Origin of the sequence: Sporanaerobacter acetigenes DSM 13106 (assembly GCF_900130025.1) — a bacterium.
GTDB lineage: Bacteria > Bacillota > Clostridia > Tissierellales > Sporanaerobacteraceae > Sporanaerobacter > Sporanaerobacter acetigenes.
In genome coordinates, this window is the sequence record NZ_FQXR01000003.1 from 140231 (window position 1) to 162666 (window position 22436).

Consider the following 22436-nt stretch of genomic DNA (forward strand, 5'->3'; position numbering starts at 1 on the left):
GTTTTGTGATATTTTTTTAAGGGGTGAAAAATATGAATGTAAAAATAATGAAAAGCTCAATTTTAAGAACCTTAAATGGCGAATACTACAATTTTTATCTAAATCAAAACAATAAACTTATGATGGACAAATTTAACTCTTTAAATAGTCTTATGAGTACTTCTTTAGTAGCCAATGAATATATATTAGATTTTTCTGCTTTTATAGATGAAAAAGATAAAGTTCATTTGATTTATTTGTTGAAAGATGGAAATTTAATTTATTCTATATACTTTAATGATAAATGGTCAGAAAGCTTAGTTGGAAAATTTAATTTAAAATCTAATATTTATAATAATCTTTCTATATACATAATAGAAAATGTAATATACATCTTTTATGCCTATGCAAATTTAATTAACAAAAAAATTTGGACCATGGAAGTAATCATTGGCAACAAGACTAATTGGACTAAAAAAAGAATTACAACCATATTGTCTGAAAATTCGTTTAACTCATTTCGTGTTGATTATGACAAAATAGGAAATATTCATTTTGTATATACATCTAGAGAAGGAGAAATAAATCAAGTATATTATACTTTTTATAATACTTATATGAGAAATTGGAATCAAATACCATTCCAAATTTCTGATTCAAATACAAGTAATCTATTTCCATATTTATTTGTGGATTCAAAAGACAATATACACATATTATGGTATACACTAAAAAATAAAGATTATGAACTTCAATATAAAAAACTCTCTCCAAACGGCAAAGACAAATATAAATGGAGAAGTATTAATTTACCTTCTATAAAAAACTGTACATTTACTCCCATTATGTTTGAATCAAAAGATACTTTAAAAATTGTATATTTAAAAAATAAAACTATAAATTCATTATATTCGCTAGATAATGGTGAATCTTGGAACATAAATGATAAAATTAATCTACATTCAGAAAATTTCCATTTCTCGAATTACATATCTAATTTTGGAAAAGATTATTTCCTGGGAAAATCAAACAACTTCTATTGCAAAATAAACAATGAAATACTATTTTATTTTAAAGATAATCATGATGATAATCTAAAAATAGAAATGGAAACTTCAGAATCCCTTCATGAAAATATAGAAAATAAAAACAATGAAGGAATAGAAAAGTTTCCAGAAACAAAAGAAACAGATGATTTAACTAAATTAAAAGAAAGTATGACAGAAATGAGCAATACAATCAAAGAAATTCAAATATCTATAGATAATATGGAAGATGATATACTTACATTAAAAAAGACAATTAAAAAAAAAGATGATGTGAATTTTTTAGAAAAATTACTTGCTTTTTTTAAATAAGATAATTCAATTTTTTAATTGTCTTTTTCCCATTTTTTCTTTCAATACAATGGAGACTTTCTATATTAGTATTCAATCTACTGGTCTCATTTTTTAGAATTTCTAGATAATTTATATCTTTAAATTTGATAGAATAGCTACATCCAGCTTTTAATCCACATGGTGTTGAAATAAGCTGAAAACAGCTATATCCTAGATTTTCTAATATATATTGAATTTGTATAGCATAATTTTTAGATTCAAATATAGCTACATAATATTTTTCATCTTTCATTTTTTTCACCTCTTTATATTATAAATACTTTAAAGACACACATTGGTTACATATAATTTATAGGTATATAAATGAAATAAGGAGTATAAACATGAATATGAATGTTTTATTTCCCTCGACCAAATTCATTAAAATTAAGCCCTATGATTTAAATGAGCTTTCCAATAAAGGAGTATCTGTGATTACTTCAACTAATAGATTAAACTGTATGGACAATATATTTAATAATTATTTGAATCAATCTTTTTTAAAAAAAGAACTAATAATAATATTAAACAATAATTTATTAAACCTGAAAGAATGGGAAAAAAAAGCAAATAAATACAAAGACATAAGAGTTTATCAATTAGATGAAAAAAAGTCTTTGGGAGAATGCTTAAATTATGCCGTAGAAAAAGCAAATTATCAAATAATAGCTAAATTTGATGATGATGATTTTTATGCCCATGAATATATTAAGGAATCAATAAAGCCTTTTCTCTATACTGAGGCAAGCATAATAGGTAAATCTACTACATATATTTATTTTCAAAAAAATAGTATCCTAGCAATAAAGAATCCCAAAAGAGAAAATAGATATACTTATAGAGTAGAAGGAGCTACTATGTTGATAGATAAAGATGTATTTAAAAATGTAAAATTTCCAAATAAAAACATTGGTGAAGATCTGGAATTTTGTAAAAGTTGTATAAAAAAAGGTTATAGGATTTTTTCTACCAGCAAATATTATTATATCTATATAAGACACAACAATCACACCTGGAATATTGATGATGATGAATTGATAAAGCAATGCAAAGTGATAGGAAAACTAGAGTCTCCAATAGATATACCCATTTTCTAATACTTCTTTTTTATTAAACATTCCTTTTATATCAATTAGTATCTTTTCTTCATCCTTTTTATACATTTTACCTAAATCTTCTAAATTAAGTTTTAAAAATTCCTTATGAGGTACTGAAAATATGAGTACATCTGCATCTTTTATAGATTCTACAGAATGTAATTTTATATTGAAATCTCTCAAAACCTCTTCACTATTAGCAACTTGATCAACTACCTCTACAATAGCTCCCCTCTCTTCCAGCCTTTTAACTATTTTAGCTACTTGAGTATTTCTTATATCTGAACAGTCTTCTTTAAATGTAATACCAAACATAACTATTTTAACTTCATTTATTTTTTTGTTTTTAGAAGACAATATATCTAAAACATTATTAGCAATATATTCCTCCATATATTCATTTATATTTCTTGCTTCATCAATAATTTTAGGGTCATATCCTAACTCCCTAGCTTTGAACATTAAATAATAGGAATCCACTCCTATACAATGGCCTCCTACTAGTCCTGGAGTAAAATTTAAAAAATTCCACTTCGTCCTGGCACTTTCCAATACTTTATTTGTATCTATTTGAGCTTTATTTAGTATAATAGATATTTCATTCATAAGTGCTATATTTACATCTCTTTGTACATTTTCTACTAATTTTGATGCTTCTGCTACTTTTATATTCTCTACCCTATATACTCCAGCTTTTATTATCATTTCATATACTTTTGAAACTATTTCAACAGTTTCCTCATCTATACCAGCTACTATTTTTTTTATATTCTCAAGTCTATTTATGGTATCCCCTGGATTGATTCTCTCTGGAGAATAGGCTACTTTAAAATCTGTGCCCGCCTTTAATCTTGACTCAATTTCAAGTAATGGTATACATATTTCTTCTGTAATTCCTGGATAAACTGTAGATTCATATACTACTATGGAACCTTTTGTAAGGTTTCTAGCCAACATTTCAGTAGCATTTATTACAAATTTTAAATCTGGTTCACCATTTACTACCGGTGTTGGAACTGCAATAATAAAAAACTTTCCTTCTCTAAGGAGTTTCTCTTCATCAGTAAATATCACTCCAGCACTTTCTATTTCTTCTCTACTTATTTCTTTTGTAATATCAATTCCTTTTTGCAAATTTTCTATTTTATTTTTATTTATATCAAATCCAATAACTGATGCTCTTTTAGCAAAAGCTATGGATAACGGCAATCCAACATATCCTAGTCCAACAACTACTATCTTAGCTTTCTTATTTTTTATTTCTTCATATAAATTCATCTTATCTCCTCCTAAAATGTCTCTTTTCATAAATATAATATGTATAAGATAGTTAATAAGTTAAATGTTGTAACAGAATATAAAATAAAAAATACATTAAATTAGGAACTCTATTAGGAGGTAAAAGCATGAACTTTAAAGGTGTTTCAGTAATTACATGTACCAATAGAGAAAATTTCATTGACAATGTTTTTGAAAATTTTAATAGACAAAACTACAAGTTCAAAGAACTCATCATAATAATAAATGACAACAATATAGATAAGTCTCTATATGATGAGAAATGTAAAAACCACAAAGATATTAGAGTTTATCAGATAAATCAAGCATATAATTTAGGATTTTGTCTGAACTTTGGCATAAAAAAAGCTAAAAAAAATGTAATAGCCAAATTTGATGATGATGACTATTACGGAGAAAAATATTTAGATGAGTGTATGGAAGCTTTCAATTCTACAAACGCTGATATAGTTGGAAAATATACTTTCTTTATATATTTTGAAAATAATAATGCACTAGCCCTTAGAAAAAGAAGTCAAGAAAATTCCTTTGTCACCAATATAGCAGGTGCCACATTGGCATTTAAAGAAAGTGTATTTAAAAAGATAAAATTTAATACATCATTGAAAGCTGGAGTTGATACAGATTTTAGAAAGCGAGCCCTAAAAAATGGATTTAAAATTTATTCAACTTCTAAATATAATTTTGTTGTCCATAGACATGCAAATTCAAGAGAGCATACATGGAAAATAGAAGATAGCGAACTCTTAAAAGCATTTCCTATAATAGAATATACAAATGATTATAGAAAAATAGTTTCGCCCTTTGAGCCAAATTTATAAAAAATAACAAAATAAACTAGTATTCATAAACTTTAGGTATATAATATATCAAATATTGGAGGGAAATATTAAATGAAAGATAATCAGACAAAAATCATGATAATAGAAAGCTGCTTCAATGTATTGGCTATAAGAAAAGAAAGGCTGACTATTGATTGGATTGAAAATAGAATGAAAATCTTTATGAATTATACCTTAAAAAGCCTTAAAGCTCAAACAAATAAAAACTTCTTAGCTTTTATACAATATGATCCTAAAAGCAAGGACATAATAGAAACTGAAATCAAAAAATATGAAAAACTTCCTGCTAATGTGAAATTTGTAACACCAGAAGAATTTAAAAAAATAGTTGCAGAAAAAATAAAAAATTATGATTTGCTATATATGATAAGATTAGATTGTGATGATATGTATCACAAAACATTTATACAACAACTCTACGATATAAATCCTTCAAAACAAACAAAAGTCATCATAAATCAAAATGGATATATATATGATTCTGTACAAAATAGAATAGCAAAATTTTTCTATACATCGCCAAATTATTATACCCTCATCTATGATGTAGATAAATATCTAGGTGGTGAAAGATACGAGCTTCCAGGAGGACATAACTATGTGATTAATCTGCCACATGAAATAATACCAAAACGCAACTATATTCGTCATGCCCATACCCACAATGATGTGACTTGCTTCGAGAGATACAATATAAAAGATAAAGACATTATTAAAAATGAAAAAATGATAAATGAAATATTAAAAGACTTTATGGAATAGATAAAGACCTCAACTGAGGTCTTTAAATATATTTATAAATCATTTCTATAATATAATTGATTTCCGCATCTGTTAAGCCTGGATACATAGGGAGTCTCAACAATCTGCCACTTAAATCCTCTGTCACTTTTAATTGCCCCTTCTTATACCCTAATCTTTCTCCCATTGGTGATATATGAAGAGGTATATAGTGAAATATAGTTTCCACTCCATGAATTTTCATTTCATTCATTAAATGATTTCTTTCAAATTCATTATTAAGCAACATATAAAATATATGATAGTTGCTTTTACAACAATCAGGAATTGTGGGAAGTTTGATTTTCCCTACAACTTCCAATTTTTTTAACCCTTTGTAGTACATTTTATAAATTTTCTTCCTCTTTTCATTTATTTCTTCAATTCTTTCAAATTGTGCCCACAACATAGCTGCATTGATATCAGAAATAATATAGCTTGAGCCCACATCTACCCAAGTGTATTTATCCACTTCTCCTCTAAAAAATTTAGCTCTATCCGTTCCTTTTTCCCTTATTATTTCTGCTCTTCTCACCAATTCTTCATCATTATTTATAAGTATTGCTCCACCTTCTCCACATACATAATTTTTAGTTTCATGAAAACTATAACAACCTATATCCCCGATAGTCCCAAGATATTTTTGTTTGTATTTTGAATTTACTCCTTGTGCCGCATCTTCTACAACCTTTAGATCGTTTTTCCTAGCAATATTCATTATTCTATCCATATCACAAGATACACCTGCATAATGAACAGGAAAAATTGCCTTTGTTTTATTTGTTATTTTTCGTTTTATATCTTCTGGATCAATATTTAATGTATCTTCCTCTATTTCTGCAAAAACTGGCACTGCACCTCTTAAAACTACTGCATTGGCAGTTGAAACAAAGGTATAAGATGGCATGATCACTTCATCTCCTTCTTTTAAATCCAAAAGAATAGCAGCCATATCTAACGCAGAACTACAAGATGTAGTAAGCAATGCCTTTTTAGTATTAAAAATTTCTTCTATAAACGTACTACATTTTTTAGAATAATATCCATCACCAGATAGTTTACCTCTGAAAATAGCATCTTCTATATATAATATTTCTTTTTTGGTCATATAAGGTTTATTAAATGGTATCATTTATCCCATCCCCTTTTATTCTATTTATAAATTTACATTATTAACCTACAAAATTAAGTAGCAAGAAGAAAGTTTTTTAATCTTCTCGCTACTAATATATTCTTTAAATCTACTCTAATATGACTAAGCTATTTTTAGCTAATAAAAATGAACTAACTTTTCTTAATTGGGTACTTTTTTTAATAACAGATCCCTTTTCTACGATACTCGAATCAATTATAGAATCAATATCTGAAATATTGGATTCATCTAGTATAATACTATTTTCAATTTGACAATTAGAGATAGAGACATTGTTCCCTAGTGATGTATAGGGACCTATATAAGAATTCTCTATCATAACACCATCTCCTATACTCACTGGTCCCCTAATGATACTATTTATTATTTTTGAATTTTCCTCAAGAATAATTTTACCAGAAATATCAGAAGATATAATCTCTCCCACTACATTCTCTTTGATACCAATAAGCCTATTCATATTTTCTTTTAGTATATCCTCAGGTGTCCCTAAGTCCTTCCAATCACCTTCTAATATATCATAAGTTACATTATAACTATTATCTAGTAGCCACTTTATAGCATCAGTTATCTCATATTCACCTCTCCAAGAAGATTTTATATTTTCACAAGCTTTAAATATACTAGAATCGAAAGCATATATACCAGTAATAGCTAAATTTGAAGGAGGATTTTTAGGCTTTTCAACTAAATCTACTATTTTCCCATTTAAAACATCAGCTACCCCAAATTGAGATGGATTTTCAACTTCTTTCAATAATATACTACAGTTTACATTTTCGGAATTAAATTTATCTAGAAACTTTTTTAAACTAAACTTATACATATTATCTCCTAAAATCATGATGAATTTTTCATTATCAATAAATTCCTTTGCCGAAACAACAGCATTAGCAAGTCCAATTGGTTTATCTTGATCTATATAAGTATATTTTATTTTTTCTCTTTTTTCGTAGAATCTTAATGCTTCATTAAAAGTATCTTCTTTTTGATTTGACAAAATTCCTATATCCACTATTCCTACTTCAACTAAGGAATCAATTATATAAAATAGTATTGGTTTATTTGCTATAGGAATGAGCTGTTTTTGAACAGAAAGAGTCACAGGCCAAAGTCTGCTACCCGTTCCACCACACAATATGAGAGTTTTCATAATATAATCACCTCTTTAATGAATAAGTTTGTTCCACCATTCTTCATTTTCCACATACCATTTTATAGTCTCATTTAAGCCATCTTTTAAATTATAAACAGGTTTCCATCCTATATTAGTATTATCTAATGCATATCTAAAATCATGACCTCGCCTATCACTTACAAACTCAATCTGCTCTTCTGATTTATTTAACAATTTCAATATCTCTTTCACTATATTTATATTGCTTCCTTCTTCCCTTGTGCTAATATTATATATCTCACCTGTCTTTCCCCTATCAATAACCATATCTATTGCCCTACAATGATCCACTACATGAATCCATTCCCTTATATTTTGCCCATCTCCATAAATAGGTAATTTCTCCCCCTTTATTCCCTTAATAGTCATCAGAGGGATGAGCTTTTCTGGAAACTGATATGGACCATAATTGTTACAACATCTTGTGATAACTACGGGAAATTTGTATGTCTTGTAATAAGAAAGGCAAAGCAAGTCAGCACTAGCTTTACTTGCAGAATAAGGATTGGAAGGATTTATTTGAGATGTTTCTGTGAAAACTCCATCTCTACCCAATGTTCCATAGACTTCATCAGTAGACACTTGAACAAATTTCTTTACTCCATACTTTTTTGCAAATTCTAATAAAGCATGAGTTCCTAAAGTATTTGTTTTAGTAAATATAAGTGAATCTTCTATACTTCTATCAACATGGGATTCAGCTGCAAAATTAACTACATAGTCAATTTTATCATCAAATAATTGTTGTAGTAGCTTTTGATCATTTATAGAACCCTTTACAAAACTATATCTTTTATCATCTAGCGAATCTCTTATATTATCTATATTGCCTGCATAAGTTAATTTATCTAGATTTATAACTTTAAAATCTCTATATTTGTTTAAAAAATATCTTGAAAAATTGCTCCCAATGAAACCAGCTCCACCTGTCACTAATATTTTTTTCAATTTCAACCACCATCCTATTTGTTTTCTAATACTATAGTATTTAATATGAATGATTTTGACATTGGCAATCAGGTAAAATAAAAAGTCTTAGTATTTCAACTAAGACTTTTTATAAAATATCTATTTATTTAGTTTTTCTTTTAATTTTTCTAACATATCAATAGTCATACTTGACAAATCATATTTCGGATCCCAACCCCATTCCTTTCTTGCTGCACTATCATCTAAAGAATCTGGCCAAGAATCTGCAATGGCTTGTCTAACTGGGTCTACATCATAATCCATTTCGAACTCTGGTATATGTTTCTTGATTTCAGCTGCAATATCTTCTGGTGCAAAACTCATAGCAGTTATATTGAAAGCATTTCTATGAATAAGTTTATCTGGATTTGCTTCCATCAAACTTATAATTGCATTAAGAGCATCTGGCATATACATCATGTCCATAAGAGTACCTTCTTGGATAAAGCTTGTGTACTTCTTTTGTTTCAATGCTTCATAGTAGATATGTACAGCATAATCTGTAGTTCCACCACCTGGCAATGTCTCATAAGAAATAAGTCCTGGAAAACGTACTCCTCTTGTATCTACACCAAACTTTTTATAGTAATAGTCACATAGCAATTCTCCTGCTACTTTTGTCACACCATACATAGTTCCTGGTCTTTGTATAGTATCTTGTGGTGTTTTATCCTTTGGAGTAGATGGTCCAAATGCAGCAATAGAACTTGGAGTAAATACAGCACAATTTTTTTCTCTTGCCACTTCCAATACATTGTATAGCCCATTCATGTTTATATCCCATGCTTGATTTGGTTTTTGTTCTCCAACTGCTGAAAGTAAAGCTGCCAAATGAACAATTGTATTTACTTCATGTTTTTTCACAACATCTGCAATTTGTTCAGCATTTGTCACTTCTACAATTTCGAAAGGACCTGACTCAATTACTTTTTCTTGACCTTCCTTCATTCTTCTACTACTAGCTACAACATTGTCATTTCCGTATATTTTTCTTAATTCCATAGTTAGTTCTGAACCAATTTGACCTAAAGCACCCGTAACTAAAATTTTTCTCATTACATCGCACCTCCAAATAATAGGTATACTTTTTTAATTAGCAATTCAATTATAACATATTTTCACAAATTCAAAAACTTAATTTAATTTAACAATCAAATATATATACAATAGTTTGAGACAAGGGAATTTATCCCCTGCCTATTTAACTACAATATTATATATTTTTCCTGGCACATATATTTCTTTAACTATATTTTTCCCCTCAACATATTTTCTCGTACCTTCGTTTTTCAAAACTTTTTCTCTTATAGACTCTTTTGTCTCGTCTATAGATATAGTCTCTTTCCCTCTGACTTTACCATTTATTTGTATAGCAATTTCAATTATCTCATCTACAATTTTATCCTTATCCCATTTTGGCCATGTAGCCTTGTGTAACATACCTCCTAAATTTAATCTATCCCACATTTCTTCAGTAATATGTGGTGCTACAGGATTTAACAAAATAAGATAGGTTCTCATATCTTCATGGGTCATCTTGCCTATACTATTGAATTCATTTAATAGTGACATAAGAGCTGCTATAGCAGTATTGAACTTAAGATTTTCATAATCCTCTGTTACCTTCTTGATAGTTTTGTGGATACTGGTTTCTAGCTCTTTAGAACAGTCGTCACCTTCTACAACAATATCTTGTAATCTCCATACTCTTTCTAAAAATCTTCTACATCCTTTAACTCCGTTTTCTGACCAAGGAACACTTTTTTCAAAGTCCCCAATAAACATTTCATAGGTTCTCAATGTATCTGCGCCATATTCATTGACTATTTCATCTGGATTAATTACATTTCCTCTGGATTTTGACATTTTTTCATTATTTTCTCCAAGTATCATACCATGAGAAGTTCTCTTTTTATAAGGTTCTGGACAAGGAACTACTCCTAAATCATATAAGAACTTATGCCAAAATCTTGAATAAAGTAAATGTAATGTAGTATGTTCCATTCCACCATTGTACCAATCTACTGGTAGCCAATAATCTAATTCTTCTTTACTTGCCAACTCGTTTTCATTGTGTGGATCTATATATCTTAAAAAATACCAAGATGAACCAGCCCATTGAGGCATAGTATCTGTTTCTCTTGTAGCCTTCCCGCCGCATTTAGGACAAGTTGTTTCTACCCAATCTTTCATCTTGGCAAGAGGTGATTCTCCATTGTCTGTAGGTTCGTAGCTTTCAACTTCAGGCAACAAAACAGGCAATTCTTCTTCTGGAACAGGCACCCATCCACATTTTTCACAATAAACTAGTGGTATAGGTTCTCCCCAGTATCTTTGACGAGAAAATACCCAGTCTCTCAATTTATAATTTATTTTTCTCTCTCCAAGACCTTTTTCTTCAAGCCAATCGCTCATCTTCTTTTTAGCTTCTTTAACTTCTAAACCATTTAAGAAACCTGAATTTATCAATATTCCTGATTCAGTATCTGTATATGCGTTTTCTTCTACATTTCCACCAGCTACAACTTCTACTATTGGAAGACCAAATTTTTTCGCAAATTCCCAATCTCTGCTGTCATGGCTAGGTACCGCCATAATAGCTCCCGTACCATAACTTATAAGTACATAATCAGAAATCCAAATAGGAATTTCTTTTCCGTTAGCTGGGTTTATGGCTTTTAATCCTTTTATTTCGACACCAGTTTTTTCTTTAACTAATTCAGTTCTTTCAAAGTCAGATTTTTTGCTACTCATCTCCTGATAAGTTTTTAACTCATCTAAGTTTTTAATTTCATTTTTATATTTTTCTATTAATGGATGTTCAGGTGCTATAACCATATAGGTAGAACCATACAATGTATCTGGTCTAGTTGTAAAAACTCTCAATTTGTCATCTGTTCCACTGATTTGAAAATCTACTTCCATTCCTTCAGATTTACCTATCCAGTTTATTTGTTGAGTTTTTACTCTTTCAATATAGTCTACTGTATCCAAATCATTTATAAGTCTATCTGCATATTCAGTGATCTTAAGCATCCATTGGTTCTTAACCTTCCTTACAACTTCTCCACCACATCTCTCACAAGTACCATTTACAACTTCTTCATTTGCCAAACCTACTTTACAAGAAGTACACCAGTTTATAGGCATTTCTTGCTTATAAGCAAGACCTTTTTCAAACATCTTCAAAAATATCCATTGAGTCCATTTATAATACATTGGATCTGTAGTATTTATTTCTCTTGACCAATCAAAAGAAAATCCTATGGACTTAAGTTGATTTTTAAACATCTCTACATTTTTTTCTGTAACAACCTTTGGGTGAATTTTATTTTTAATTGCAAAGTTTTCTGTAGGAAGTCCAAAAGCATCCCAGCCCATTGGATATAGAACATTGTATCCTTCAAATCTTCTTTTCCTTGCAACTATGTCTAAAGCAGTATAAGGTCTTGGATGACCTACATGTAGTCCTTTCCCAGAAGGATAAGGAAATTCTATCAACGCATAAAACTTAGGTTTAGACTTATCTGTACTAGTCTTAAAAACTTCTTTTTCTTCCCAAATATCTTGCCATTTCTTTTCAATAACATTCGGATTGTACTCAGTCATTTTTCAAACCTCCTCATATTTTTAAAGATAAAAAAACCTTTCGCCTATATTAGAGACGAAAGGTTTACTCCGCGGTACCACACTAATTGGAAGATTTCATCTTCCCACTTTAAAATATAACGGCTTGCAACCGGTCAAAGCTACTATTTTCACTTTGACAACTCAGAAACGAGTTCAGTTTTAGCTAATACTGTTTTTCACCACCCAACAGTTCTCTTTAAATAGCTCTAAACCTACTACTTTTCTTCAATGTCTATATATGATTTTCCTGTATTATACCAAATTCAAAATATAAAATCAACAATATTTTAAAATTCTGCTGAATTAACTGTCCTTGGGAAAGGTAACACATCTCTAATATTGGTCATACCAGTTATATACATTATAGCTCTTTCAAATCCAAGTCCATAACCTGCATGTTTAGTTCCACCATATTTTCTCAATTCTAAATACCACCAATATGCTTCCTTATCTAGTCCCATCTCATCCATTCTTCTTTCCAATACATCTAGTCTTTCTTCTCTTTGACTTCCTCCAATTATCTCCCCTATTCCAGGTACAAGTAAATCCATAGCTGCAACAGTTTTTTCATCATCATTTAATCTCATATAAAAAGCCTTTATATCCTTTGGATAATCTATGACAAATACTGGTTTCTTAAATACTTTCTCAGTTATATATCTTTCATGTTCTGTTTGTAAATCCATTCCCCATTCTACAGGATAATCAAAAGACTCCCCTGATTTCTTTAAAATATCAACTGCTTCTGTGTATGTTATACATCCAAAATCAGAATTTACTACATTTTCTAATCTTGCAAAAAGTCCTTTATCTACAAAAGAATTAAAAAACTCCATTTCTTCCCTTGCGTTTTCCAAACAATAGCTTATAACATATTTCATCATGTCTTCTGCCAAATTCATGTCATCTTTAAGATCAGCAAAAGCAATTTCAGGTTCTATCATCCAAAATTCTGCCGCATGTCTTGCAGTATTGGAATTTTCCGCCCTAAAAGTTGGCCCAAAGGTATATACATTTCTAAAAGCTAGTGCATAAGCTTCTGCTTCCAACTGACCACTAACTGTTAGATTTGTCTCTTTCCCAAAGAAATCTTCTTTAAAATCAACTTTTTTGTTTTCATCTAATGGCAGATTTTCCAAATCCAAAATAGTTGTTCTAAACATTTCTCCTGCTCCTTCAGCATCACTTGCTGTAATTATAGGAGTATGAACATAGACAAATCCTCTTTCTTGGAAAAATTTGTGTATTGCATATGCAGCTAAACTTCTCACTCTAAATACTGCAGAGAAAGTATTGCTTCTAGGCCTTAAATGAGCTATTGTTCTCAAATATTCAAAAGAATGTCTTTTCTTTTGCAATGGATAATCATTGTTAGAATAACCTTCTACTGAAATATTAGTCGCTTTAATTTCAAAAGGCTGTTTAGCTTCAGGAGTTGAATCCAATTTTCCTTCAACTACTATAGATGAACTAATGGGAAGTTTACAAATATCTTTAAAATTTTCCATATTCTCATCGAATACAATTTGAATATTTTTGAAAAAAGTCCCATCATTTACTTCAATAAAACCAAATGCTTTAGAACTCCTTAGAGTTCTCACCCATCCTTCAATTTTTACATCTTTATTTAGATACTTTTCCGTTTCTCTATAAATTTCTTTTACAGTAAGCTTTTCCATTTTTCCTCTCCTCTCTTAAAAATATATATAAAAAAACCTTTCATCCTTCTAAAGGGACGAAAGGTTCGCGGTGCCACCCTAATTGCTATGTAAATAGCCACTTCATTTTGGTACTTTTCTATATACCTATCACATATAACGGTGTGAATCCGTCTAAGCCTACTTTAAAAATTTCGGTTAGAAACTCCAGGATGTTCTTCAATATGGTTTAGGTATCGGCCTTCCACCATCACCGAATCGCTATAACTTCAACTATACCTACTCTTCCCTTCACTGTTTTTAAACTATTATTATTATTATAGTTTTATTATTCATTTTTGTCAAATAGTTCATGTAATCTTTCACTAATCATTTTTTCATAGCCATTTTTAGTAGGATTATAATAAATCTTATCTTTATATTCATCAGGCAAATACTGTTGCTCAACAAAAGAATTGGGATAATCATGGGGATATTTATACTGAATCCCATATCCAAAATTTTTAGCTCCATTATAACTAGCATCTTTCAAGTGTTTAGGCACTTCTCCTATCTCATTGTTTCTAACATCTAACAAAGCATTATTTATTCCAAGATAAGATGCATTGCTCTTAGGTGCACAAGCTATATACACTGCTGCTTGAGCTAAAGGGATTCTTCCCTCTGGCATTCCAACTATTTCAACTGCACGAAAAGCAGATACAGCTATGGAAAGTGCTTGAGGATCAGCATTTCCAACATCTTCAGAAGCACATATAATGATGCGCCTTGCTATAAATTTGGGGTCTTCGCCACCTTCTATCATCTTTGCCAGCCAATACAGTGCTGCATCTGGATCTGAACCCCTCATGCTTTTTATGAAAGCAGAAATTGTATCATAGTGTTCATCTCCGCTTTTGTCATATTTAATTTTCTTTGTTTGAATTGAATTGATTATAATCTCTTTGTCTATATGAATTGTATTATTTACATCTTTTTCAGTTGTCAAAACTGCAAGTTCTAAAGAATTCAGTGCTACTCTAGCATCTCCATTTGCTATATCTACAAGACATTCTATTGCTTCTTCATCTATACTTACATTAAATTTTCCAAGACCTTTTTCGCCGTCATTTAAAGCCCTTAAAATAAGTTCCTTTAAATCATTCCTTTTTAAAGGTTCCATCTTTATGATCACAGTTCTAGAAAGAAGTGCTTTATTCACTTCAAAATAAGGATTTTCTGTAGTTGCACCTATAAGTATTATTATACCCTTTTCAACAAAAGGTAGTAGTGCATCTTGTTGAGATTTATTAAATCTATGAATTTCATCAATGAACAATATAGTCCTATTGCCATACATCTTCAATTCTTCTTCTGCTTTTTCCGTAACAAGTCTAATATCTTTCACTCCAGATGTAACAGCACTTAGTTTCTCAAATTTCATATTTGTAGTATTGGCAACAATCATAGCTAATGTAGTTTTGCCAGTCCCAGGAGGGCCATATAATATCATAGACGGAAGTCTATCAGCACTAATTGACCTTCTCAAAAACTTTCCATCTCCTAGCACATGCTTTTGACCAACAAATTCTTCTAATATTGTAGGCCTCATTCTTTCAGCAAGAGGTGCTTCCCTTTTCAATTGTCTTTCCATACTGTAGCTAAATAAATCCATTTAATCACCTAATTCGTTTTAAACATATATTTTCTTTACATATATAGAGGTCATAGCTTTAAGTATTCCTCCATATTTCAATTTAAACTTTATTTTATCTCCAACTTTATATTCTATTTTACTATCAGTTACATCTAATATCAAGTGGTCGCTACTACCTCCTAAAATTATTATATCCTCATCTAAAGGTGCTATATCGCCTAAATCTATATCTTGCTTTCCAATAGCACATATCATTCTCTTTCTAATTCCTCTATCAATAAATTCAGGTTTATTTCCAAAGGCATCTATTCCAATCTCTCCAATAGGCACTGAAGGTTTGTCTTTAAGCTCTATAGCTTCTACTTCCAATATAAAAGCATCATCAAAAGTTCCATCTATTCTATTCCCAAAGGCAGTTTCTCTTCCAAGCACCAAGGATTCTCCCAATCTAAGTTGATTTATGCCTTCTGGTATTTTGTTTTCAAACACAAGATGTAAACTACTAGAATTTCCTCCAGATATAATTTCTAATTCAATACCATATCTCCTAGCTATACACTTTTTCAATTCAACCAATCTACTTAAATTTTCTTGTCTTGGAATTATACCTCCATAGCAAGTTAAATTTGTACCTATACCCATCAATTCAATGCCTTCAAGCTTTAGTACTTCTTCTACAGTAGTATATATGTCTTCATCTTTAAAAAGTCCTTCTCTTAAATCTCCTAAATCAATCATCAAAATAATTTTATGAACTGTATTCTTTTCTATGGCAATTTTAGAAAGAGCTTTTATAGTCTCTATTTCAGAATTCAAAGATATATCTGCATATTGGACTACTTCTTCAGCCTCACTAATCATAGGCAATCGCAACAATATTTTAGATATATCTATATCCTCTAAATTCATTAAATTCTGAATTCTGGAATCCGCTAAATAGCTAACTCCACCATCCATATAGGCTTTTACTATTTTTAAGTCCGCACAAAAAACTTTTGTCACTCCTGCTACACTTATACCTAAGTTATCACATCTATTAACTATTGTTTCTGTGTTTTTTCTAACTTTCTCTAAATTAATTTTAATTCTAGGATATTCCATTTTTATCCCCCATTTTTATACTATATTTTAAACAAGTCCAACAATATTGTTGGACTTGTTTAATCAATTTCTAGACTATTCTTTAGAAGTTTAAGCGAAGCTTCAGGATACTTTATAGAAAGTACACCTAGTGAAGCCATTATATAATCATTATCTATAAGCATAATCACATCTTCATTTGGCAACAGTTCCATTCCATTGTTGTTTTTAGGAATTTTTCTCATTATATCCATTCTCCTAGAAAGACGAGTCAATGCTCCTCCTGTTCCAACAATGTATTTGACTTGAGTCAAATCTTTTCCCTCTGCAACGGTTCTTTTCCCATTAGGACCATAAAGATGCCTATACGAACCTGAATGTCTTTTTAAAGCTACTACTACTGCATGATAAGTTAATTCTTCAACAAATTTTTTCTCTTTTTTAGTTACAGGTATAGGTTTGTGATTGGCTATAATTTCTTCCAATTCTTCTAAACTTACGCTTAAGTTTTCCTTTAATTTATCTTTTCCTACTATATCTACGATATTATGCATATTTACATATACACCCAAATCCCCTTCTACTGTTCTTTTAGCCTTAGGCTCAGGATTTATCAAAATTCTAGATACCTCTTCACTTCCCTCTGTCACTGAGTGTACATCCGTTGTTGCCCCTCCAACATCTAATGTAAGCAAATCTCCAAGTTCCTCATATAGTAGTTGAGAAGAAAGCATCACTGCACCAGGAGTAGGCAATATTGGACCCGTGACCATATCCCTTATTTTTTCCATTCCTGGAGCATTAATTATATGACTTTCAAAGACATCTTGAATTACTTTTCTAGTAGATTCAATATTTAATTCATCAATTTTAGGATAAACATTTTCTACCATATATAGTTCTGATTTTGAATCTGCAAAGATTTCTTTTATTTCTTCCTGATTTTCAATATTTCCAGCATAAATCACTGGCACATTTAAATTTAGTTCAGCTATTATTTGAGAATTGTAAATTGCCGTATCCCTTTCTCCATAATCCACCCCACCTGCAATAAGAATAATATTGGGATTTATTTCAACAATCTTCTTTATATCAGTTTTTCTAAGCTTACCTGAAGTAATATACTTTATATTGGCTCCTGCCCCTAATGCTGCCTCTTTAGCTGCTCTAACTGTCATATCATATACTAGACCATGAACAGTCATTCTAAGCCCTCCTGCTGCACTACTAGTAGCTATAAGCTCATCATAATCAATACTATCAATCTTTAAATTGTTTTTCAAATCTTCAATTGCATCTTTTAGCCCAATATTCACATCTCCTTCTAATACAGAAGTTGGAGCCTGCCCTTGTCCTATAAACATAGGACAAGGACCATGAATACCATCAAATGCATTTATGACAGTAGTAGTACTACCTATTTCTGCAACTAAAATATCAATCTTCATTTTTCATCTCTCTTCTCTTTTTAACTAAAAATGTTGCTACATGAGCTCCATTTGTTCCTCTTCCAAATCCTGCATCTACTCCACTTTTAACTGCAATTTCATTTGAAACTTGAGTTCCACCTGCAGCAAGAATTATCTTATCCCTTACACCTTTTTCAATACAATATTCATTTAATCTCTTCATATTTTTATAATGAATGTCATCGTGACTAATAATCGTAGAAGCCAGTATAGCATCGGCATTAAGTTCTATTGCAGCATCTACTAACTTTTCAACAGGCACTGATGTCCCAAGATAATGACATTCTATTCCAAATCTTTCAATTCCCCCATGTTTAATATCTATTATTTCTCTTAATCCAACAGAATGTTCATCTTCTCCTACTGTTGCAGCTACTATCTTCATAGGATGGACATCTATTTCTTTTCTAATCTCATCATCGGACATTATTTCTGGTTTTGGAGGTATAACTAAATCATTTGTATCTATGGTGAATGGAACTCTGCCTTTTAACTCAATTCTCGTTCCTTCTGCTTCTTGCATTATTTCCTTGTGAATTACCTCTACATCCTCAAGACCTAATTTTTTACCTATTTCAATTGCTGCAAACTCAGCAACTCTTTCCTCAGCAGGTAAAAATAATGTGATTTGAATGATTCCATCACCCATCCATTCCATTTCTGGTTTCATTTTTGTAGTCTCTCTTAACTCTCTATTTTCTTCCAATCGCACATTCACATTGTCATTTTCATCTAATTCATCAATATATACGATTTTTTCTGGTTTTTCGAAAGTACAACCATCAATCAATATTGAAGGATTATATACAGCATTTTCATCATATTGAGCAACATTGTTGTAGCCAAAATGTGCTGTAACTGGTGCCATATAATCTTCTTCTCTTTCATATACTGTACCCACACCTACTCCGCCATCAATCTTTCTAAATATTCCATCCCCATTTCTTTCTGGATAATATCCTGAATCCACAAAGAAGCCTTCTTCAACAGCTTTAAAATATCCACCCACTTCTATGATTTCTTCCATAAACAATACTGCTCTTTCCTTTAGCTCTCTTACTTTTTCTGCAAGTTCTCCTTCATCTCTCTTTATTTCTACCATTTCTGTAAGTCCATCCATACCTATAAGTGCTTGTTTAGCTGTATCTACAGCTTCCATATTGTATATATGCCATGGGACATTTCTACCCTCATCAGGTGTAATAGTTGATTGAATTTCTGCTCTTGTCAATTTTGAAATAAGTAAATTTAAAACATGAGTCACAGTAGCTTCTCTTGTAGACGATTCCATATATTTTGTATTCATTTGAGCACGCATTTTGTATTCGCTAAACAACTCCCTTAAAGCTACTGCATAAGGTAAATCAAGCCTCATACAAGGTGCTGGAGGAGCTGTTGGCGGTACAGTTGAAAGGCAAATATTTTCTTTCTTCATTCCAATCTTAACTGAAAACATTGAGTTCAGTGCATGCTGCACCATAAGTTCCGGCATGACTTTCCAAGCTTCTCTAGCAGTAGCATTTGCATTGTGTGCACCATCAATTTGAGCCATATCTGCCCAAGACATAATTTTTTTTGCACATGCAGCATCTACAAAAGATCTGACCATATTTATATTTCTATATAAAACATTGTATTGAGGATCTTGATGAGCTCCATTGACTCCTTCTTCTGCAAACATAACTGCTATTTCAGGTCCAGCAACACCACTCACATAAGAGTGATAGTTGATTGGACGACCAACTTCATCTTCAATCATATCTAATGCTTTTCTCTGTGCACGTACCTGTTTTCTAGTCACAGGTATTCCACCAATTCCCTGTGGTGTTCCCTCTATTAGCCCATCAAAATGACTCTGCCCTGCAGTTCTTATGACCATTATATGATCTGCTCCATGCCATGCAGCCATTCTCATACGTCTTATATCGTCTTCAAACCTTCCAGATGCAATTTCTGTAGTTATGACATTGTCTGGTTGAGGATCTATAAAATCAAAAGATTTGCTAGCTGGCAATGGTTGACTTTGTTTTAATAGCTCTGAAGTTTCATAATATTCAAATTTCCCTATTTTGATAGGTTCATCTGAACCCCTTCTCCAAGTCCAACCTCTTCTTCTAGGCCTATATTTATCTAAATCTTTCAATATATATTCAATATCTAATTTTTCATTTGGTTTAAGCTCCATTAATTTTCACCTCCCTTAAACATAACTACCACATCTTCCCACATTTTATCTTCTGAAAGTGCAAGTCCTGCATCTCTTATAGACATGTCTTTTTCTTTTGCCAATCTATATACAAAATTTCCCGCTCCCTTGCCTAATAAGCCCCTTTCTACTGCTCCATTAACTATACTAGTAGCCTCCAAACTAGAAAAACCCATCCTCAAGAGTACAGATCTTTCTATTGAAGGAGATGTATTTTTATATGCTAAATCCACCAATGGATCTACAATCTGTTCTGCCAATTCCCAAAATCTTTGTTCAAGTTCTTCTTCACTTAAACTTTCTAGATGTTTCCTTCTATCTTGAAAATCATCTTCCCTTTTCAATTAAAGCACCCCCTTAATATTTAACACCAAGTTCATCTAATACATTTTTGACAAATTCTATATTTGATTTACTATCCTCTGCTAAAAATTCTAAATCTTCTCTTGTCACTTTTCCCGATTTAGCATTTTCAATACAATTTCTTATATAAGATTTTTTGAGCTTTTCTAAATCAACTTCTTCAATTTTTATATAACTTGGATCTTTAGGTAATACTATATTTTCTCCAGGCACTTCTTCTCTTGGATCCCCTATCTTTATTTCAATTCCATTTTCCTTGGCAAAAGTAAGTTGAGGTTGTATATGTTTTCCTGCTCCAGTATATTCAGTTTCCTGTACAACTATCATTTTGTCTTCATCTAATTCTTGAGCTATTTTAAAAGCCGCAGTAAGTGCTATATTCCCAGCTGGTCCTCTCTCTATTCCTTCCAATTGAGCCAAAGTTTCAGTCATGTAGAATACAGAACCTTGATTTACAGTTACATATCTATCCATGTATCTCAATGGTCTTGCAGCTGATCTTGGCACATCTGATCTATCTGGCCAAGTAGAAAATGGAATGCCAAAACCCGTATGACCTGTAGTAAAGGATTTTTTGTTGAATTGAGTATCACTTGCCATATGAAGACCTTTTAAATTCACACTGGCACCTACTACCTGACTTTGAGCTCCAGCCTTTAAAAGCCCTCTTGCAGTACCAGTCAAATTACCTCCTCCAGCATTTGTCACAACTACTACATCTGGATCTCTTCCTTTCCTTTCCCTAAATTGCATTGACAATTCATATCCCAATGTCTCTACTCCTGCAATGCCAAATGGAGTATATAGAGAAGCATTGAAAAATCCTGTCTCTTCTAGCAACATCAAAAAAGTGGAAAACAATTCTGGTCCAACAGTAAGTTGCAAAACTTCAGCTCCAAAAGCTTCACACTTTCTTGCCTTTTCAACAATTTCAGGTTGACCAATTCCTCTTGAATCATAGCACTCTTGAACTATTATGCACTTGAGTCCTCTCATAGCAGCTTGGCTAGCAACAGCAGCCCCATAGTTTCCACTTGTAGCAGCAATAACACCCGTGTATCCTAATCTTTGAGCATGATAACAAGCTGTAGCTGCTCTCCTTGCTTTAAAACTGCCAGATGGATTAGCTGCTTCATCTTTTACAAAAATTCTTGCTCCCTTTCCACTAGGTGCAAATCTTCTTGACAACTTAGTCAAGTTTTTAAGTTCCAATATGGGTGTATTTCCAACACCAGTTTCTCTTTGGATACTTTCAATCTCTTGTAAACTATAACCAGTCTCTCTCATCATTCTTTCATAATCAAAGGCTATACTTCCGGATTCAAACGTGTCATAATCTATTCCTACAGCTTTTTTCATTATCTCCCCTTTTCTAGCCATCAATCCTTCAAAGCTCCTATCTTTAGTCATCTCTTTCACCTACCTCTTCAATGAGACTTCTGACTTGTCTTCCTATATATAAAAGTTCTGGAACACATTTGCCAAAATCATGAGTATAATAAGGATTTATCTCTATCAAAGTTCCGCTGGTCTTTCTTCCAATATAAGTTTCAATTTCTACTTCATCACCTATATTAGCCACATCATTTAAAAGAAATCCTTTGTCCCACATTTCTAAAGGTACTTTTTGTGTATCTTCTGGCAAATGAGGTGACCTCTCTTCTGGTTTCAATACTATCTTATGAATTCTTACCCAATCACCTTTTTTGGCGTCCATCA

At 31.2% G+C, this 22436-nt stretch carries 19 protein-coding genes and 2 other annotated features; of the genes, 4 read left to right on the forward strand and 15 right to left on the reverse strand.

Annotation, left to right across the window (positions count from 1 at the left end; all coding sequences use genetic code 11):
- The first annotated feature begins 32 nt into the window (after positions 1–32).
- Positions 33–1337, forward strand: a complete 1305-nt coding sequence (locus BUA21_RS03010; protein WP_072743191.1) for a hypothetical protein — start codon at positions 33–35, stop codon at positions 1335–1337.
- On the opposite strand, the gene BUA21_RS03015 is transcribed toward BUA21_RS03010, so the two are convergent.
- Positions 1330–1611 carry a DUF3343 domain-containing protein gene (locus tag BUA21_RS03015; protein ID WP_072743192.1) on the reverse strand — a complete coding sequence of 94 codons (282 nt, stop codon included), beginning with the start codon at positions 1609–1611 and terminating at the stop codon, positions 1330–1332. The two genes, BUA21_RS03010 and BUA21_RS03015, sit on opposite strands and share 8 nt — an antisense overlap.
- A gap of 91 nt (positions 1612–1702) precedes the next feature.
- On the opposite strand from BUA21_RS03015, the gene BUA21_RS03020 reads away from it, so the two are divergent.
- Positions 1703–2455 (forward strand): glycosyltransferase family 2 protein, encoded by a 753-nt coding sequence (locus BUA21_RS03020; protein ID WP_072743193.1) that lies wholly within the window; start codon positions 1703–1705, stop codon positions 2453–2455.
- Here BUA21_RS03020 and BUA21_RS03025 read toward each other — a convergent pair.
- Positions 2423–3733, reverse strand: a complete 1311-nt coding sequence (locus tag BUA21_RS03025) for a nucleotide sugar dehydrogenase (RefSeq protein WP_072743194.1) — start codon at positions 3731–3733, stop codon at positions 2423–2425. The genes BUA21_RS03020 and BUA21_RS03025 overlap by 33 nt on opposite strands.
- A gap of 128 nt (positions 3734–3861) precedes the next feature.
- Between BUA21_RS03025 and BUA21_RS03030 the strand changes: the two genes are divergently transcribed.
- Together BUA21_RS03030 and BUA21_RS03035 are read left to right on the forward strand one after the other, a co-directional pair.
- A complete protein-coding gene (locus tag BUA21_RS03030) occupies positions 3862–4575 on the forward strand; it encodes a glycosyltransferase (RefSeq protein WP_084604117.1) in 714 nt (237 codons plus the stop codon).
- 72 nt (positions 4576–4647) lie between these two features.
- Positions 4648–5358 (forward strand): glycosyltransferase, encoded by a 711-nt coding sequence (locus BUA21_RS03035; protein WP_072743196.1) that lies wholly within the window; start codon positions 4648–4650, stop codon positions 5356–5358.
- A gap of 22 nt (positions 5359–5380) precedes the next feature.
- On the opposite strand, the gene rffA is transcribed toward BUA21_RS03035, so the two are convergent.
- From rffA to ortA, 13 genes are all read right to left on the reverse strand, one after another.
- Positions 5381–6508, reverse strand: coding sequence for a dTDP-4-amino-4,6-dideoxygalactose transaminase (rffA, locus tag BUA21_RS03040; RefSeq protein ID WP_072743197.1), 1128 nt, complete (start codon positions 6506–6508; stop codon positions 5381–5383).
- A gap of 109 nt (positions 6509–6617) precedes the next feature.
- Complete coding sequence (locus tag BUA21_RS03045) at positions 6618–7682, reverse strand: glucose-1-phosphate thymidylyltransferase (protein WP_084604118.1); 1065 nt, start codon at positions 7680–7682, stop codon at positions 6618–6620.
- A 15-nt stretch (positions 7683–7697) separates the two neighbouring features.
- A complete protein-coding gene (rfbB, locus tag BUA21_RS03050) occupies positions 7698–8654 on the reverse strand; it encodes a dTDP-glucose 4,6-dehydratase (protein ID WP_072743199.1) in 957 nt (318 codons plus the stop codon).
- A 120-nt stretch (positions 8655–8774) separates the two neighbouring features.
- Complete coding sequence (locus BUA21_RS03055) at positions 8775–9731, reverse strand: L-threonine 3-dehydrogenase (RefSeq protein ID WP_072743200.1); 957 nt, start codon at positions 9729–9731, stop codon at positions 8775–8777.
- 141 nt (positions 9732–9872) lie between these two features.
- On the reverse strand, positions 9873–12284 hold the full coding sequence (leuS, locus tag BUA21_RS03060) for a leucine--tRNA ligase (RefSeq protein ID WP_072743201.1): 2412 nt from the start codon (positions 12282–12284) through the stop codon (positions 9873–9875).
- A 48-nt stretch (positions 12285–12332) separates the two neighbouring features.
- Positions 12333–12543: a binding site (T-box leader), on the reverse strand.
- Positions 12544–12592: 49 nt separating this feature from the next.
- Positions 12593–13984, reverse strand: a complete 1392-nt coding sequence (gene asnS / locus BUA21_RS03065; protein WP_072743202.1) for an asparagine--tRNA ligase — start codon at positions 13982–13984, stop codon at positions 12593–12595.
- A gap of 49 nt (positions 13985–14033) precedes the next feature.
- Positions 14034–14267 (reverse strand) — a binding site (T-box leader).
- Positions 14268–14291: 24 nt separating this feature from the next.
- The gene (locus tag BUA21_RS03070; RefSeq protein ID WP_072743203.1) at positions 14292–15617 is read right to left on the reverse strand and encodes a replication-associated recombination protein A; all 1326 of its coding nucleotides are present in this window, start codon (positions 15615–15617) and stop codon (positions 14292–14294) included.
- A gap of 18 nt (positions 15618–15635) precedes the next feature.
- Complete coding sequence (gene orr / locus BUA21_RS03075; protein ID WP_072743204.1) at positions 15636–16700, reverse strand: ornithine racemase Orr; 1065 nt, start codon at positions 16698–16700, stop codon at positions 15636–15638.
- Between the two features lie 59 nt (positions 16701–16759).
- Positions 16760–18127 carry a GlmL-related ornithine degradation protein gene (locus tag BUA21_RS03080; protein WP_072743205.1) on the reverse strand — a complete coding sequence of 456 codons (1368 nt, stop codon included), beginning with the start codon at positions 18125–18127 and terminating at the stop codon, positions 16760–16762.
- Positions 18117–20333, reverse strand: coding sequence for a D-ornithine 4,5-aminomutase subunit OraE (oraE, locus tag BUA21_RS03085; RefSeq protein WP_072743206.1), 2217 nt, complete (start codon positions 20331–20333; stop codon positions 18117–18119). The genes BUA21_RS03080 and oraE overlap by 11 nt, the downstream gene beginning before the upstream one ends.
- A complete protein-coding gene (locus BUA21_RS03090) occupies positions 20333–20698 on the reverse strand; it encodes an ornithine aminomutase subunit alpha (protein WP_072743207.1) in 366 nt (121 codons plus the stop codon). Before BUA21_RS03090 ends, oraE begins: the two co-directional genes overlap by 1 nt.
- Before the next feature lie 13 nt (positions 20699–20711).
- On the reverse strand, positions 20712–22127 hold the full coding sequence (ortB, locus tag BUA21_RS03095) for a 2-amino-4-oxopentanoate thiolase subunit OrtB (RefSeq protein ID WP_072743208.1): 1416 nt from the start codon (positions 22125–22127) through the stop codon (positions 20712–20714).
- Complete coding sequence (ortA, locus tag BUA21_RS03100) at positions 22120–22434, reverse strand: 2-amino-4-oxopentanoate thiolase subunit OrtA (RefSeq protein ID WP_072743209.1); 315 nt, start codon at positions 22432–22434, stop codon at positions 22120–22122. Before ortA ends, ortB begins: the two co-directional genes overlap by 8 nt.
- Positions 22435–22436 lie beyond the last annotated feature (2 nt).